We start from the raw sequence: 16,594 nt of genomic DNA on the forward strand, positions 1-16,594 counted from the left end.
CGATTACCCCAAGTGGTTAGAGTGATTTTGGTTCAAGAAACAATCACGAAAGGGTACAGCAACCAGATGCTTTTGAGAATCTATTTGCTGAAAAGAGATAAAACGAATCCTTTTGTTTGGAACAGGGTCATACCCCGATCCACCCCAAGGATGACAACGGCAAATACGTTTAGTAGCCAACCACACACCACGCACAGCACCATGTGTATGGACTGCTTCCAATGAATATTGAGAACATGTAGGGATATAACGACAACGCGGTCCAAGTAAAGGACTAATCGCAATTTGATAAAATCGAATTAACCAATGCAGTAACCGGACCATTGGCCATCTCTACTTTTGCAGGGAGGGAGCTATTTTTTGATGCTTTTTGGCAAGACGTTGTAATTTTTGCCAAGCAAATTGTAATTGCTGGTGCAACTCTGCATTAGGCACTGTTTCTATCCCCATTTTAGGCATAACCACAATATCTAAAGTTAATTGCTGTTGATGCAAGCGAAAACTTTCGCGAGCCAAACGTTTTACTCTATTTCTTTCGTGTGCACGACGCACTTTCTTTTTAGCAACAACAATACCCAAACGACTTTGAGGTTGTTCGGTCAGTTTTGCTAGAAATAAGAAATGGGGCTGATGCACTTTAAAAAGCGCACCATCGAAGACACTTTTATAATCGGCAGCACAGCGAATACGAACCTCTGTGCTGAAGCCATAAAGTGTAGTCATAACACCCAAAATCGTTTAAGCGTTAACTATTGATTAAACAGTTAAGCTGTGACGACCTTTTGCACGACGACGAGCTAATACTTGGCGACCAGCTTTAGTAGCCATACGAGCACGGAAACCATGAACGCGCTTACGCTTTAATTCAGATGGTTGGAATGTACGTTTCATATCGAAACTCCAAAAATGATCATTCAATGAAGGTTCGCGAGTTTAGTGTTCATTGCTTGAGCTGTCAATGGAAAACCGATTTTCTTGTGAAATTAAGCCTTTTTATTTGTAACAGCAGCTTGAGCTTGCTCTTTTCTCGATAACATTTAAACAACTGCACTTTTTTCTTATACACAACCTAGATTATTGTTTATTAAAGTGATATAAGTTACCAACAAGATTACCCACACAATTATCCACAAGTCTTTAAATTCACTTGCTGCACATGTTTTTAAATTTAAATTCATTTGGGATCTGCAGTTATCCCCAGAAAACAGGTCTCTTATAAATAAATTCAAATTTATAAATTTAAATTTATTACTATTAGGGAGGTCTTTTTCTGTGGAAATGACACTTTTTTAATTATAAAACAATAAAATATGGTGTGGATAAGATTGTTTTTATAAAATTAATAGTTTGTGGATAACTTTGTGCTATATTCTATCCACAGTTTGCGGATAAACTTATCCACACCAGTATTTGAATTTAAATTTATTTTCATAAGCAGGCTTTTTGAGCAATATCTGCAGAATTTTCCATGACAGATGTGGATAACTTGGTTAGAATGGCGACCCGCTTCGGTGGGTACATAGTGTTTTTATTAATTATCGATGGAATGAATAGGGGTTTCACATGCTTTGGACGGACTGCTTAACTCGCTTGCGACAAGAGCTCTCTGGGAATGTCTTTACAATGTGGATACGCCCTTTAGTTGCAGAAGAGTTAAATGACACACTACGTCTTTATGCTCCGAATCCCTATTGGACACGTTACATTCAAGAACATCACCTAGAGTTGATTACAATTTTAGTGGAGCAGCTCTCTGAAGGGCGAGTACGTAAAGTTGAAATTTTAGTCGACTCACGCCCAGGTGCAATTTTATCTGCGAGTGAGCAACCTGCAACGACGACTGCGGCTTTAGAGTCTGCTCCAGCACCTGTTGTACGTCCGAAAAAAGAAAAAGAAGAAGGGAATTCTAAAAACAGCCGTAAACGCCAGTTAAATCCTTTATTTTCCTTCTCACTTTTTGTGGAAGGTCGTTCAAACCAAATGGCTGCTGAAACGTGTCGTAAGGTTTTAACTCAGTTAGGTGCTTCTCAGCACAATCCCTTATTTTTATATGGCCCGACTGGTTTAGGTAAAACACACTTAATGCAAGCAGTGGGCAATGCCTTGTTGCAAGCCAAACCGAATGCACGTGTCATGTATATGACGGCAGAAAGCTTTGTTCAAGATTTTGTTAGTTCTTTACAACAAGGCAAAGTGGAAGAATTTAAAAAAAATTGCCGATCTTTAGATCTATTGTTGGTCGATGATATTCATTTGTTGGCGGGTAAAGAGGCGAGTTTAGTAGAGTTTTTCTATACTTTTAACGCACTTTTAGATGAATCTAAGCAAATTATTCTGACTTCAGATCGCTATCCAAAAGAATTAACGGAATTAGATCCACGTTTGGTTTCACGCTTTTCTTGGGGCTTGTCGGTTGGGGTTGAGCCACCAGATATTGAAACCCGTATTGAAATTTTGCTGAAAAAAGCAGAAAGCAATGATGTGGAATTACCACGAAACTGTGCGTTATTTATTGCGCAACAAGTGGTTGCAAACGTACGTGAATTGGAAGGTGCGCTGAATAAAGTGGTGGCCATTTCACGCTTTAAGGGTACAGCTATTGATTTGGATGTTGTGCGTGAGTCATTAAAAGACGTCTTGGCCATTCGTGCACGAACCATCAGTACTGAAAATATTCAACGTGTGGTGAGTGAGTACTTTAGAATTCCACTCAAAGAGTTGGTTGGGCCTAAACGGACCCGTATTTATGCTCGTCCACGCCAATTGGCAATGGGCTTGGCACGTGAGTTAACGGGAGACAGTTTCCCTGAAATTGGTATGGCCTTTGGCGGTCGAGATCACAGTACCGTCATGCATGCTTGTGAAAAAGTTTTAAGTCTGCGCGATGAAGATCCGATCTTCAATGAGGACTATAAAAACTTGCAACGCTTGCTGCAAAGTTAAGCAAAATTGCTCAAATTCTATTCTTGCAATGCGGCATGTTCTGCCGCATAGTACACTGCTAAAAACACATTTATTTATTATTTTATCTTCAGTTTTTCGAGGAATGTATCGTGCGTTTAAAAATCGCGAAAGAAAGCTTACTTAATGTTCTATCACATGTCGTAGGAGCGGTTGAACGTCGCCATACTTTAAATATTCTCTCAAATGTTAAAGTACAAGTAACCCAAGCGTCGTTGACGATCACAGGTTCAGACTTAGAAGTCGAATTGGTTGCAAGTACCCCTCTTACAGAAGGGGCGTGTTTACAAGCGGGTGAAACGACCGTTCCTGCACGTAAGTTGATGGATATTTGCAAATCTTTACCGACTGCAGCACTGATAGACTTACAAATTACTGAAGATCAGCGTTGTATTTTAAAGTCTGGTAATAGCCGTTTTGTGTTGGGGACTTTACCCGCTGAAGATTACCCGTTATTGACCACAGAGAACACGCAAGGCACGCAAGTTGCGGTGACACAGCGTGAATTAAAGCGCCTATTTGAAAAAACTGCATTTGCTATGGCGGTGCAGGATGTGCGTTTTTATCTCACGGGAACCTTACTTGAAATTGATAATAATCAACTGCGTGCAGTGACCACAGACGGCCACCGTTTAGCTCTGTGTGAAACTGTCGCTAGCTCAAATGCCACTCAATTGATTCAAGCGATTGTTCCACGTAAAGCAGTGGGCGAATTACAACGTTTATTGAGCATTGAAGATGAACAATTGGCGTTGTTAATCGGTCGTGAACTATTGAATGTGACTATTTCTATTGCCAGTCGTGACAAAGAACAAGGGGATACCACGGTTCGTTTCACCACAAAACTGATTGACGGTAAGTTCCCTGATTATCGCCGTGTGATTCCACGTGGTGGGGATAAAAATGTGTTAATTGCACATGATGTCTTTAAGCAATCTTTACAACGTGTTTCGATTTTAAGTAATGAAAAACTACGTGGTGTGTTCTTAAACTTTGCCGCAGACACTTTGCAGCTGCGTGCCAATAACCCAGAGCAAGACGAAGCCGTAGAGGATTTGGCGATTCAATATAATAATGCGCCAATGGAAATGTCTTTTAATGCCCAATATATCTTGGAAGTCTTAGGCGCATTGGATGGTGATGATGTGTCAATGACGATGACCGAAGCAAATCAATCGGTTCTAGTGCAAGATCCAGCTCATCAAGATCAGACCTATGTGGTCATGCCAATGCGTGTTTAAGCCCTAGGTTCAGGCATGCAAATCACGCGTTTAAACATCGAACGTGTTCGAAATCTCAGAACGGTTGCTCTCCATGGATTGCAACCGTTTAATGTTTTTTATGGACAAAATGGTTCAGGTAAAACCTCAATTTTAGAAGCCATTCATCTGTTGGCGACTGGGCGTTCCTTTCGGACCCATATTCCGAAACACTATATTCAAACCGACACCCAAGACGCGATTGTCTTTGCCCAATCCAGTTCTGAAAAAATAGGGATGCAAAAGCTGTTGTCTGGTGAACAGCTCATCAAGGTCAATGGCGACAACATTGCCACTCAAGGCCAGTTGGCTAAGATTCTTCCTTTGCAACTGATTGATCCGCAAAGTACCGATATTATTGATCATGGTGCCAAGCCTAGACGGCAACTATTAGATTGGCTGATGTTCCACGTGGAACCTGAGTTTTATCATGCATGGCAATATTATTCACGGGCATTAAAACAGCGTAATAGTTTACTGAAAACACGACGGAATCTAAGTCTGGCAGATTTGGAGCCGTGGAACAAAATGCTTGGTGATTATGGGGAAATGCTGCATTCGCAGCGCGTCAGCATTGTGGAGCAGTGGAAGGGCTTTTTTGAGCAAGATTTAAAACACCTGCTGCCAGATATCGAGGTTCAGTTAGAATATAGCCCTGGCTTTCATACCGAGGTAGGGTTGCTGCATGACCTGCAAAGTCATCATCAAAAAGACCTTGAACGGCGCTATACCGAGTATGGTCCACACAAGGCAGATTTGCGTTTAAAAACAAGCCTTGGCGATGCCGATGTCGTACTGTCACGTGGACAAAAAAAGCTGTTAATCATAGCCTTAAAACTGTCACAGATTGCAATGCTGCATGCTTGTAATAAGGAAACTGTGGTATTATTAGATGATCTGACAGCAGAATTAGATTTAACAGCACAACAACGTTTAATTGAGCGATTGAGCCAACTGGGTAGTCAAGTTTTTATTACCACTTTAGAGTATGAATCAGTCAAAAATCACTTACATGATTTATCTATTTCTTATCAATTATTCTGTGTTGAAAACGGTCAAGTTCAAGTTGTCGCACAATGATTTTAGATTTTACCCATCACGGGATAGACCTATTTTTCGCTAGGGAGAAACCATGAGTTCAGAAGATCAACAAGCTGCTTCTCAAACGGAACAAACCACAGAAAAAGCTTATGATTCCTCTAGTATCAAAGTATTACGTGGATTGGACGCAGTACGTAAACGTCCGGGTATGTATATTGGTGATACGGATGATGGTTCAGGCTTACACCATATGGTGTTTGAGGTGGTGGATAATGCGATCGATGAGGCGCTTGCAGGTCACTGTGATGAAATTTTGGTGACGATTCACGAAGATGAATCTGTAAGTGTATCGGACAATGGGCGCGGTATTCCGACCGATATTCACCCTGAAGAAGGGGTTTCTGCCGCAGAAGTGATTTTAACCATTCTGCACGCAGGTGGTAAGTTTGATGACAATAGCTACAAGGTTTCAGGTGGTCTACATGGTGTAGGTGTATCGGTTGTAAATGCCTTGTCGCGTAAGTTGGAACTGACGATTCATCGTGCAGGTCATATTCATCAACAAGAATATAAACACGGTGATCCGGTTTACCCACTGACTGTTGTGGGGAATACGGATACGACAGGAACAACTGTCCGTTTTTGGCCAAGTGCTGAAACTTTTAGCCAAACCATTTTCAATGTCGATATTCTAGCGCGTCGTTTACGTGAATTGTCTTTCTTAAACGCGGGCGTGCGCATTGTTTTGCGTGACGAGCGTATTCATGCAGAACATGTGTTTGACTACGAAGGTGGTCTGTCTGAGTTTGTGAAATATATTAACCAAGGCAAAACCCATCTGAACGACATTTTCCATTTCACCGTACAGGCTGAAAATGGCATTGGTGTTGAAGTGGCGTTGCAGTGGAATGATACCTATCAAGAAAATGTACGTTGCTTTACCAACAACATTCCACAAAAAGATGGTGGAACGCATTTAGCGGGTTTCCGTGCGGCATTAACGCGTGGTCTAAACAGCTACATGGAAAACGAAAACTTACTCAAAAAAGAGAAAGTAGCGGTTTCTGGTGATGATGCCCGTGAAGGTTTAACTGCGATTGTTTCAGTGAAAGTGCCTGATCCGAAGTTCTCTTCTCAGACCAAAGAAAAGTTGGTTTCAAGTGAAGTGAAACCTGCGGTTGAGCAGGCAATGAATAAATCATTCTCTGAATATTTGCTTGAAAACCCGCAAGCTGCAAAATCAATTGCAGGCAAAATCATTGATGCGGCACGTGCTCGTGATGCAGCACGTAAAGCGCGTGAAATGACGCGTCGTAAAAGTGCGTTAGACATTGCAGGCTTACCAGGCAAACTTGCGGATTGCCAAGAAAAAGACCCAGCATTATCTGAATTGTATCTGGTCGAGGGTGACTCTGCGGGCGGTTCAGCTAAACAAGGCCGTAACCGTAAGATGCAAGCGATTTTACCGTTGAAAGGTAAAATCCTAAACGTGGAACGTGCGCGTTTTGACAAGATGATTTCATCTCAAGAAGTCGGTACGCTGATCACGGCATTGGGTTGTGGTATTGGTCGTGAAGAGTACAATCCGGACAAGTTGCGTTATCACAAAATCATCATCATGACCGATGCTGACGTGGATGGTTCGCACATTCGTACGCTGTTGTTGACCTTCTTCTTCCGTCAAATGCCTGAGCTGGTGGAGCGTGGTTATATCTATATTGCTCAGCCACCGCTGTATAAGCTGAAAAAAGGCAAGCAAGAGCAATATCTGAAAGATAATGATGCGCTTGAAACCTATTTAATTTCAAACGCGATTGATGAGCTTGAATTGCACATCAGCGATGCTGCACCTGCGATCCGTGGTGAAGCTTTGGCGAATGTGATTGCGGACTATCAAACGTCTCAGAAGAGCTTACAGCGTTTAACTGTACGTTATCCTGCCAGTGTCTTAGATGCGTTGATTTCGGTTGAAGGCTTTAAGCTTGATCAAAACCATGACCGAGCTTATGTTGAGCAGTGGGCTGAACAAGTGCGCAGTGCTGTGGCAGAGATTCAACCGAGCTTGCGTCCTGAGTTAAGCTTAGAAACGTTTGAGAAAGAACTGGCAGATGGTCAAAAGATCGAGACTTACTTACCCCGTATCACCATCTATGTACACAATCTGCCGCACAGCTACTTATTAGATGCAGGCTTATTGGGTTCTGGTGAATATGCACGTTTGTTGAAAAACTCCAAGAGTTGGTTCACGTTGTTGGAAGATGGCGCATACCTACAAAAAGGTGATCGCAAGATTGCAGTCACTAACTTCCATCAGGTATGGCAGCATATTTTGTCTGATTCGCGTCGTGGCATGATGATTCAACGCTATAAAGGCTTGGGTGAGATGAATGCGGACCAGCTTTGGGAAACCACTATGGATCCTGAAAACCGCAACATGTTGCAAGTTACCATTCAGGATGCGATTGAAGCCGATCGTATGTTCTCTTGTTTGATGGGTGACGACGTGGAACCACGTCGTGCATTCATTGAAGAAAATGCATTGAATGCGGATATTGATGCCTAAGCGCTTTACAAAATAAGCCATAAAAGCACCCTACGGGGTAATGCCAGTCAGTTAAGCAAAAAAAGTTAAAATGCTGTAAAAAGAGCGTATGTAAATACGCTCTTTTTTTATGAATTTATCTCAGAATCTAGATTTAACATTAAAACAAACCTTACCTTCACTTTCACAATTCAGTGAATTGATTGATTTAAACTGGATTGAAGATTGCTTAGACCAAACAGGTAAAGCATCAATTCGAAAAAGAAAACTGCCTGCTGAACATGTTGTTTGGCTGGTAATCGGACTTGCTCTATTTCGAAATCAACCGATTTGGTATGTGGTTCAACAATTGCAACTTGTTTTCGGTACGGCAGAATACTGTGTACCGAGTGCATCCGTACAAGCAAGACAACGCTTAGGCTTAGAACCCATGAGTGCTTTATTTTCGACATTAAGTCAGGCATGGTTTAAAGACTCACAACAACAATATAGCAACTTTCACGGTCTATGCGTTTGTGCTGTAGATGGTGTGGTTTGGTCTATGCCTCATACAGAAGAAAACTTTAAGCACTTTGGTTCATCCAAAGGCAAAACAGCAGCTGCACCTTACCCACAAGTTAGAGCGACTTGCCTGGTGAATACCAATACCCATGAAATGATTGATGCCCAAATGGGCAGTATGGATCAAGGTGAATTAACCTTAGCCAGTCAATTAAAAGCACCAGTTCGCAGTATTACCCTATTTGATCGTGCTTACTTCTCTGCTGATTTTTTAGTGAGCTGGCAATCTCAGGCAGAAGAGAGTCATTGGTTGATGCGAGCAAAGGACAACCTGCGTTATGAAGTGATTCATCATAATGCGGCCCATGACTTTCAGATCAAAATGCCTGTTTCAGCAAGAGCAAAAAAGATAAATCCGTCATTGGGTGACTATTGGGAAGCACGTTTAATTGAAGTTGAATATGCAGGAAAAATAAGACGTTACATTACATCATTAACAGATTCTAAAGTTTATCCATTCAAAGACCTTGCAATGCTTTATATCCAGCGTTGGGAAATAGAAATGTGTTATCGGGAAATTAAAAGTGATTTACAGGATGCAAGGATTTTAAGAAGCAAACAACCTGATTTGGTCTATCAAGAATTGTGGGGGGTATTTATTGCATATAATATCTTAAGAAGACAGATGAGGTTTATCGCTGAACATGCAAAGGTGAGTCCTTTAAGGATCAGTTTCCATGTTGCATCTATGAGTATTATCAATATCTTAAGGCACACACCTTTAGAATCAGCAGGAAACCTACCCAAACATTTAGCGCAATTATTTGAACAATCTAAAATATTTGTATTACCTGAAAAAAGGCAAAGGCAATGTCCGCGAGTAGTGAAAATTAAAGCACAAAAATATCCAAGAAAATGCCAGTCAATTTCTTAACTGACTGGCATTAACCCTACGGGGTGCTTTTTTTTACAGCATTTTTTATGCTTTTGAATAAAATATAAGCAATGTACACTGTTATTAAACTGACTTATAGCGATGTCATGATGTGAGTATCAAGTCTTTTGCACAGTGCAAAATGTGAGGTCATTATGATGGATAACCAACTAGAACAAGTACGCGACATTTGGGTGAATGCATTTTTTACGGGCAATTATGAAGTTTTAGCTCAATATGAAGATGAGCATTTTAAGGTGGTCTATGAGCAAGCTGATCGTGTGGAGAGTAACTATACCCGCTATGAAAAGATCGCACATGCTGTGAAAAATGGGGTTTGGAAACCTCAAAAACCCGATGTCGAATTTGAAGAATTTGAGTTTAACCGTGACCAAACACGCTGTCAGGTCTTGATTGGTTTGGTTGAAAATCGCCAACAAATCCAAGAAACATGGGTCTTTGATCAGGGGTGGAAAATACAAGAATTACGTTTTTTAAAGGCGCAAAGAGCCGTATTAAATTAAGGAAAAAGAGCGCAAAAAAGAGGATGGATTTGCCTAAAACAACTGAATAAATAAACAGCGCTGGCCTGTGGATAAATAAAAATAGCACTTTATATCAGCTGCTAAAATACGTATAATTTTATCCACAGATGTTTTAAGTGCGGTCTTTAAATTTAAAACCCTGCCTTATTTTTTAAATTTAAATCAGATCTTTTAAATTTATTTCCTCTTTTTAAATTCAAAACTTATTGTGCTGAAAGGTGCATGTCTGCACATGATGGATATTCGCTGTCTATTGTGAAGGTTGTATTTGGTTTTATGTTGTGAAATGCATGTAAATAGGGCTGTATATAGCTGAATATTCAATTAATTAAGCTAAATTAAACAATCCTATTTTTCACTTTTTAAGAATATCTAAACAATAAAAATCCATCAATTTATCGCTTTATTTATTAAGCAATAATTTTAATTTCAATCACTTATATTTTTAAAATGCTCAGACTATGCGTGTCTTATTGAATTACATGTATAGACCGAAAAGGCACGTTTTTGGAAATCGATTGGTGTTGCAGCAAAGTAAATAGTTCAAAATGGTTAGGACATAAAAATGCCCGCCATGCATAAACAGAGCGGGCAGGGTGTATGAAGAAAGATTATTCGTTTTCGAATGAGCTTTCGAGCTCTTCAAGTTCCATCATCAGCTCTAGCATTTGTTCTTCAGCTTCACTGACTTGGTTTTTAAGTTCGGTTTGCTCATTCATCAGTTTCATGAGTTCATCTTTGCGTGCAGCGTCATATAGGCCAGCATCACCGAGTAAACTTTCGATGTCGAGTAAACGTGGTTGGTGTTTTGCCAGTAGGCTTTCACATTTTTCGATATTTTTACGAATCGGGCGCGTTTGTTCACGGCGCTGTGCAGCTAATTTACGCTGCGCTTCTTTATCAACCTTTGAAACGATGGTTTTTTGAGTGCTGACTTTAGACACGATCGGCGCTACGATTCCGCCTTGTTTAATCATTTCTAGGCGCGCTTGGCGTAACCAGTTGGCATAATCGTGTAGATCGCCTTCAAATTCGGTCGATTTTCCAGCATGGACTAAAATGAGGTCATCACATACGCTGGCAATCAGTTGGCGTTCGTGCGAAACCAAGACCACAGCACCTTCATAGTCTTGTAAAGCCATGGTCAGCGCATGGCGCATATCTAAGTCTAAATGGTTGGTCGGTTCATCTAGAATTAAGACATTGGGACGTAACCATACGATTAAAGCCAGTGCTAAACGTGCACGTTCACCACCAGAGAAGCTCTCGCAAGGGGTATCCATTCGCTCGCCACTAAAGCCGAAACTGCCTAAAAAGGCACGTAAGGTCGCTTCACTGATTTTTTTATCCGCAATCCGTGCCAATTGCAGCATTGGGCTGGCCGACTCATCCAGTGAATCCATTTGATGCTGTGCAAAATAGCCAATATTGAGTAGCTCTGAGGCTTTGCGTTGTCCTGCCAATAAAGGTAAATCGCCGACTAAGGATTTGATTAGGGTTGATTTACCTGCACCATTCATCCCCAATAAGCCAATTCGGCTCGTCGGGGTGATTTGTATGTTGATATTGGTGGCAATCAGTTTGTCGCCATAACCAATATCAGCCTGTTCTAGAGTGAGCAGTGGTGAACTCATTTTAGTGGGTTCACGGAAGCTAAAGGTAAATGGGGTATCGACATGCGCAGGGGCAAGCAGCTGCATCCGTTCCAATTGTTTAATTCGGCTTTGTGCCTGACGTGCTTTAGTGGCTTGGGCTTTAAAACGGTCAATATATTTTTGAATATGTGCCCGTGTTTCGAGCTGTTTTTCATAGGCTTGTTGTTGTTGTGCTAAACGTTCTGCACGAGTGGTTTCAAAGGTGGAATAGTTACCGCTATAGAGGGTGAGTTCTTGATTTTCGATATGTAAAATACGGTTGGTAATCGCATCTAAGAAATCGCGGTCATGCGAAATTAAAATTAGGGTGCCCGTATAGGCATTTAACCAATCTTCTAACCATAAAATAGCATCGAGATCTAAGTGGTTGGTCGGTTCATCCAGTAATAATAGATCCGAACGGCTCATCAGGGTACGCGCTAAGTTTAAACGCATCCGCCATCCACCAGAGAAACTCGAAACCAAGAGTTGGTTTTGATGTTCCATAAAACCCAGACCGGCCATAAGCTGAGCGGCTTTAGCGGGTGCGGAATAACCATTAATTTCGTCGAATCGGCCATGTAAATCAGCCAGTTCAGTGTCAGTTAACTGTTCAGGATGGTTGAGCTGTTGTTGAATGTTCCAATATTCTTCATCACCGGTCAGGACGAAATCAATCGCAGCCATATCTAAGGCTTTTACTTCCTGCGCCATGTGTGCCACCGTCCATACGGCAGGGCGGCTCAGGGTGCCATCATCAGGACCTATCGAGCCTAAGAGAGCAGCAAACAGGGTTGATTTTCCAGCACCGTTGACACCGGTGAGACCAACTTTCCAACCCGGATGGATTTGCATGGAGGCTTTTTGAAATAACACTCGTCCACCACGGCGCAATGAAACTTGATCAAGCTGAATCATGGAACTATCAAATATCAGAAAAAGGTGCGCCTATTCTAATGGATGCGTCAGCAAAAGACTAAACATTCAAAATTTATCTGAACTGAAATCTCTAAGGGTTTCTTTATAAGGGGAGGATGAAACCATTTGACCTTTGGTCGGAAAGCTAAAAGTTGACCTTTTTTGACCTATATTGAGGAATAGCACACAGATATATTTCCCCCAGTAAAACAAAAAACATGAAGGGTTTGTAACTGCTAATTGAAATCTACTTATTTCTATACTATTATATACAACATGAGTAAATATGTAAGCATTAGCGTTGCAGCTAAAACATTAGGTGTTTCCATTCAAACATTAAGGCGTTGGGATGAAGAAGGCACTTTGGTTGCAGATCGAACCCCTAAAAATCATAGACGATATGATCTGAGTAAGATCACGCCTGAGCAAATACACAAGCCCGATAGTCAACTTCAAAGGAAAACCATTGCATACGCAAGGGTATCGAGTCATGACCAAAAAGAAGATTTAATTCGACAGCAACAAGTTCTTGAAATGTACTGTGCAAATCAAGGTTGGACGTTTGAATTAATCTCCGATCTTGGTTCGGGTATGAACTATAGAAAAAAAGGCTTAAATAAGCTGCTAGAAGCAATCATGAATGATGAAATCGGACGTTTGGTTTTAACGCATAAAGATCGCTTATTGCGGTTTGGTGCTGAGTTGGTTTTTGCCTTATGTGAAGCTAAAAGCGTGGAGATCGTCATTCTTAATAAGGGTGAAAATTTGTCTTTTGAGGAAGAACTTGCTCAAGATGTTTTGGAAATCATTACAGTGTTTTCGGCAAGATTATATGGTAGTCGTAGTAAGAAAAACCAAAAGTTAATACAGGCAGTCAAAGACGCACTATGAGCCGATTCATACGAGGGCATGTAATCCAATTACTGCCAAATAATAAGCAAGCAAGTCATTTCGCTCAAGCGAGTGGTGTTGCTCGTTTGTCGTATAATTGGGCTTTAAAAGAATGGCAACGTCAATATAAAGCAGATAAGGAATATAGAGATCAGTGTGACTATTATGGCGTTCAGGTGGATAAAAAACTTCTAAATAAACCATCCGAAGCTAAAATAAGAAAGCACTTAAACTCGTTCAAGCGTGAGAAATACCCTTTCATGCTTAAAGTGACCAAATGTGCGCCACAACTTGCGATTAAGCAATTGGGTAGTTCATTTGATCGTTTTTTTAATGGTCAATCCAAATATCCAAAGCCTAGAAAAAAAGGCGTAGATGATCGCTTCTCATTATCAAATGACCAATTCAGCATTAAAGATAGAAAAATTAGTATCCCAAACTTGGGTTGGGTAAAAATGACTGAGGATTTGCGTTATCAAGGAAAAATATTATCAGCGAAAATATTTAAACAGGGTGGTAAGTGGTTTGCTTCGATTGCTGTTGAATTAAATCAGCCTGAGAAACTTCACCCCAAAACAGGTTTATCTGTTGGTATTGATTTAGGTGTTTCCAGTCTTGCCACTTTATCTAATGGCGAGGTTGTTCCATCAAGTGCGCCACTAAAGAAACAGCTTGCCAAGTTAAGACGACTTGCTAAGTCTTTTAGCCGTAAAAAGAAAGGTAGTCAAAACAGAGAAAAAGCGAAAACCAAGCTCTCTCGTTTGCACTACAAAATATCATGCTTGAGAAAAAACAATCTTCATCAAGTCACATCTGATTTAGTTAAGCGATTCGATCTGATTGCGATTGAGGATTTAAATGTGAAAGGTATGGTACAAAACCGTAAGCTCTCAAGAGCCATATCGGATATGGGCTTTTATGAGTTCAAGCGACAGTTGATTTACAAGGCTAAACAGCATGGCAAATCAATACTTTCTGTTGGACGATTCTTTCCAAGCAGCAAGATGTGTTCGAATTGTGGTGAATTAAACCAAAACCTGACACTTGCAATGCGTGAGTGGCGATGTTCATGTAACACCCTGCATCACAGGGATATTAATGCTGCCATCAATATTCTAAAACATGCAGATAAAGAATTGGTGGCTACATAAGCCACCAATGGCGGTGAGTTACACCGTGACAGCCTATGGAATTGAGGTAATCCCAAGCGCAATAGCAATTGGTTCTTGATGATGAAGTAGGAATTAAACATTAAACCCACGTAAGTAGGTTTAAGTAGGTTTTAAATAACGGTACCGAGCAATAAAATTGCACAAAAGGCGGTGGAATATGTACTCGATCCAAGAAATACCAAACGCATGACCACCACGCTGCAAGGGGACAGTTATGAAGTGGCAGGCATTGGCTTGATTGGTTCAGCTTATATTTTTGTCAAAGACCGAAGTCTGAACACTATTGAGAAAGCACAAGGTAAAAAATTTGCCATCCTGCATTATGACCGCGCACAACGAGTGATGGTGGAGCGGGTAGGCGCTGTACCTGTAATGTCGGATATTTCCAACTTTATAAAAAAGTTTAATACAGGCGAAGTCGATGTGGTTGCTGCACCTGCATATGCCTATAAACCACTAGAAATTGAAAAAGGCCTAGGCTCTAAAGGGGGCTATGCTTAACTTTCCCGTGGTCAATGTCACTGCAGATTTAATTGTTAGACCCGAGCGTTTTCCTGCTCAATTTGGTGAGCAATCACGGCAATGGTTTTTACAAAAAATCCCGCAATCCTTTGCCATGGTGCAGCGACTAGAAGCTGCCATTCCAAGCAAAATCTAAATGCAGCTCAGCAAAGAAGACAAAGAAAAATATCAGCGCTTGCTACGGGAAGGGCGCATTGATTTAACCAAACAAGGGATCTATGACCCAGGCATGATGCGCGTGCTGAAAAAAGCCCGCTGTACGGTTGAACGCACCAATTTTGAATGTTCATTGGGTGGTGAATAAGGCGAAAATCTGTATTTCTTTGTAATATTAAGCATCATTCATGTAAAACGGATGATGCAGGCTTTTTATTTTAATATGATGAATTTAAAATGCTTTTACTAATCCTGTGAAAATAAAAATGAGAGAAAAGAAAAAAATTTGCCCAATTGACGGTGGTTTTTGAGTAAATGCTCTATTTTTTTAATTTTAACTTGCTTAATATTTTGCATGTGTATGGACACCTGTTAAACAACAAAACGAACAAGGACACAAGAATGAAAAAATTAACCCTCGCACTCGCTGCTTTTTCTGCTTTGGGTGTGGCGTCAACAGCACAAGCGGCTAAAGTGGACATCTGTGTATTTGACTTGCTTGGCAAATCTGGTGAGTCGTATCAAATGGCGCAAGAATGGGCTTTGGCGGCAAAAGGCTGGGGGGCTGAAATTAATTTAATCCCTCGTCAAGATGAAGCCGTTGCCGACAACGACTTTAAAGCAGGCAAGTGTGATGGCGTGTTTATGACCGCTATGCGTGCACGCCAGTACAATAAATTTGTCGGTTCTATTGATGCTTTGGGCGGAGCGCCAAGCAATGCCATTGCACAACGTGCAATTACTTTTGCATTGGATCAGCGTAATGCGACCAAAATGGTGACCAATCTTGGAGGTAAAAAATATGAAGTGGCAGGGATTGCACCTTTAGGTTCAGCTTTTATTTTTGTACGCGATAAAAGTATTAATTCCATTGAAAAAGCGGCAGGTAAAAAGTTTGCAGTCTTGGGCTATGACGATGCCCAAAAAATCATGGTACAACGCGTCGGTGCGCAAGCGGTGATTTCCGATGTGTCTAACTTTGTGGCGAAGTTTAATAATGGTCAAGTCGATATGGTCGGCGCACCGGCTTATGCCTATAAGCCCCTAGAAATTTATAAAGGTTTAGGCACGAACGGCGCCATGTTTAACTTCCCTGTACTACAAGTGACAGCTGACTTTGTGATTCGCCCAGATCAATTCCCCGCAGGCTTTGGACAAAAATCGCGAGATTGGTTTGTGAAAAACCTACCGAAAAGCATCGCGATGATAGGCCGTTTAGAAGCAGGCATTCCTGCAAAATACAAAATGAATCTCAGCGCAGAAGACAAAACCAAATATCAAAAAATGTTGCGTGATGGCCGGATGGATATGACCAAACGAGGCATTTATGACCCAGCGATGATGTCAGTCTTGAAAAAAGCCCGTTGCTCGGTGGATAAAGCCAACTTTGAATGCTCACTGGGCGGTGAGTAATTTGACGAGTGTAATCAAAGAAAGCTCAGTTTAATTGAGCTTTCTTTTTTGCTTTTAATCGACCGATTTAAATGCTCTTGAAGCGGCCAATTTGTATAGCGCGTA

The 16,594-nt window shown here is 41.1% G+C and carries 13 protein-coding genes and 1 pseudogene; 10 read left to right on the forward strand and 4 right to left on the reverse strand.

Features of this window, described 5'->3' with window-relative positions; genetic code table 11:
* Positions 1-3: 3 nt before the first annotated feature.
* From yidD to rpmH, 3 genes are read right to left on the reverse strand one after another with little or no spacing between them, the layout of a single operon-like run.
* Positions 4-324 carry a membrane protein insertion efficiency factor YidD gene (gene yidD, locus AC4CU3_RS09065; protein ID WP_004977726.1) on the reverse strand — a complete coding sequence of 107 codons (321 nt, stop codon included), beginning with the start codon at positions 322-324 and terminating at the stop codon, positions 4-6.
* A 9-nt stretch (positions 325-333) separates the two neighbouring features.
* Complete coding sequence (gene rnpA, locus AC4CU3_RS09070; protein ID WP_039890852.1) at positions 334-723, reverse strand: ribonuclease P protein component; 390 nt, start codon at positions 721-723, stop codon at positions 334-336.
* A 33-nt stretch (positions 724-756) separates the two neighbouring features.
* Positions 757-891: a 50S ribosomal protein L34 gene (gene rpmH / locus AC4CU3_RS09075; protein WP_000831329.1), complete on the reverse strand. Its 135-nt coding sequence runs from the start codon at positions 889-891 to the stop codon at positions 757-759.
* 672 nt (positions 892-1,563) lie between these two features.
* Here rpmH and dnaA point away from each other — a divergent pair.
* From dnaA to AC4CU3_RS09105, 6 genes are all read left to right on the forward strand, one after another.
* A complete protein-coding gene (gene dnaA, locus AC4CU3_RS09080) occupies positions 1,564-2,943 on the forward strand; it encodes a chromosomal replication initiator protein DnaA (protein ID WP_004697428.1) in 1,380 nt (459 codons plus the stop codon).
* A 110-nt stretch (positions 2,944-3,053) separates the two neighbouring features.
* Positions 3,054-4,202 (forward strand): DNA polymerase III subunit beta, encoded by a 1,149-nt coding sequence (gene dnaN / locus AC4CU3_RS09085; RefSeq protein ID WP_159153738.1) that lies wholly within the window; start codon positions 3,054-3,056, stop codon positions 4,200-4,202.
* A gap of 15 nt (positions 4,203-4,217) precedes the next feature.
* On the forward strand, positions 4,218-5,300 hold the full coding sequence (gene recF, locus AC4CU3_RS09090) for a DNA replication/repair protein RecF (protein ID WP_005401772.1): 1,083 nt from the start codon (positions 4,218-4,220) through the stop codon (positions 5,298-5,300).
* Between the two features lie 52 nt (positions 5,301-5,352).
* Entirely contained in the window at positions 5,353-7,824 is a 2,472-nt protein-coding gene (gyrB, locus tag AC4CU3_RS09095) for a DNA topoisomerase (ATP-hydrolyzing) subunit B (protein WP_005401771.1), read from the forward strand.
* A 109-nt stretch (positions 7,825-7,933) separates the two neighbouring features.
* Positions 7,934-9,238 carry an IS4 family transposase gene (locus tag AC4CU3_RS09100; protein WP_062032364.1) on the forward strand — a complete coding sequence of 435 codons (1,305 nt, stop codon included), beginning with the start codon at positions 7,934-7,936 and terminating at the stop codon, positions 9,236-9,238.
* A 155-nt stretch (positions 9,239-9,393) separates the two neighbouring features.
* The gene (locus tag AC4CU3_RS09105) at positions 9,394-9,762 is read left to right on the forward strand and encodes a hypothetical protein (protein WP_005401770.1); all 369 of its coding nucleotides are present in this window, start codon (positions 9,394-9,396) and stop codon (positions 9,760-9,762) included.
* A gap of 632 nt (positions 9,763-10,394) precedes the next feature.
* On the opposite strand, the gene AC4CU3_RS09110 is transcribed toward AC4CU3_RS09105, so the two are convergent.
* Positions 10,395-12,335, reverse strand: coding sequence for an ATP-binding cassette domain-containing protein (locus AC4CU3_RS09110; protein ID WP_005401769.1), 1,941 nt, complete (start codon positions 12,333-12,335; stop codon positions 10,395-10,397).
* Between the two features lie 276 nt (positions 12,336-12,611).
* On the opposite strand from AC4CU3_RS09110, the gene AC4CU3_RS09115 reads away from it, so the two are divergent.
* The 4 genes and pseudogenes from AC4CU3_RS09115 to AC4CU3_RS09130 all read left to right on the forward strand — a co-directional run bounded on the left by AC4CU3_RS09115 (position 12,612) and on the right by AC4CU3_RS09130 (position 16,489).
* Positions 12,612-13,226, forward strand: coding sequence for an IS607 family transposase (locus AC4CU3_RS09115; protein ID WP_005402019.1), 615 nt, complete (start codon positions 12,612-12,614; stop codon positions 13,224-13,226).
* Positions 13,223-14,377, forward strand: coding sequence for an RNA-guided endonuclease InsQ/TnpB family protein (locus AC4CU3_RS09120; RefSeq protein ID WP_005402020.1), 1,155 nt, complete (start codon positions 13,223-13,225; stop codon positions 14,375-14,377). The genes AC4CU3_RS09115 and AC4CU3_RS09120 overlap by 4 nt, the downstream gene beginning before the upstream one ends.
* A 141-nt stretch (positions 14,378-14,518) precedes the next feature.
* A pseudogene (locus AC4CU3_RS09125) lies at positions 14,519-15,224 on the forward strand (putative solute-binding protein); the annotation flags it as partial.
* Between the two features lie 254 nt (positions 15,225-15,478).
* Complete coding sequence (locus tag AC4CU3_RS09130) at positions 15,479-16,489, forward strand: putative solute-binding protein (protein WP_005401767.1); 1,011 nt, start codon at positions 15,479-15,481, stop codon at positions 16,487-16,489.
* Positions 16,490-16,594: the final 105 nt, after the last annotated feature.

It is taken from the genome of Acinetobacter sp. 802_lipA, assembly GCF_058242885.1.

Coding starts and splice junctions, on each gene's coding strand:
- yidD (WP_004977726.1), bottom strand. CDS start 324: ATGGTCCGGTTACTGCATTGGTTAATTCGATTTTATCAAATTGCGATT.
- rnpA (WP_039890852.1), bottom strand. CDS start 723: ATGACTACACTTTATGGCTTCAGCACAGAGGTTCGTATTCGCTGTGCT.
- rpmH (WP_000831329.1), bottom strand. CDS start 891: ATGAAACGTACATTCCAACCATCTGAATTAAAGCGTAAGCGCGTTCAT.
- dnaA (WP_004697428.1), top strand. CDS start 1,564: ATGCTTTGGACGGACTGCTTAACTCGCTTGCGACAAGAGCTCTCTGGG.
- recF (WP_005401772.1), top strand. CDS start 4,218: ATGCAAATCACGCGTTTAAACATCGAACGTGTTCGAAATCTCAGAACG.
- gyrB (WP_005401771.1), top strand. CDS start 5,353: ATGAGTTCAGAAGATCAACAAGCTGCTTCTCAAACGGAACAAACCACA.
- AC4CU3_RS09100 (WP_062032364.1), top strand. CDS start 7,934: ATGAATTTATCTCAGAATCTAGATTTAACATTAAAACAAACCTTACCT.
- AC4CU3_RS09105 (WP_005401770.1), top strand. CDS start 9,394: ATGATGGATAACCAACTAGAACAAGTACGCGACATTTGGGTGAATGCA.
- AC4CU3_RS09110 (WP_005401769.1), bottom strand. CDS start 12,335: ATGATTCAGCTTGATCAAGTTTCATTGCGCCGTGGTGGACGAGTGTTA.
- AC4CU3_RS09115 (WP_005402019.1), top strand. CDS start 12,612: ATGAGTAAATATGTAAGCATTAGCGTTGCAGCTAAAACATTAGGTGTT.
- AC4CU3_RS09120 (WP_005402020.1), top strand. CDS start 13,223: ATGAGCCGATTCATACGAGGGCATGTAATCCAATTACTGCCAAATAAT.
- AC4CU3_RS09130 (WP_005401767.1), top strand. CDS start 15,479: ATGAAAAAATTAACCCTCGCACTCGCTGCTTTTTCTGCTTTGGGTGTG.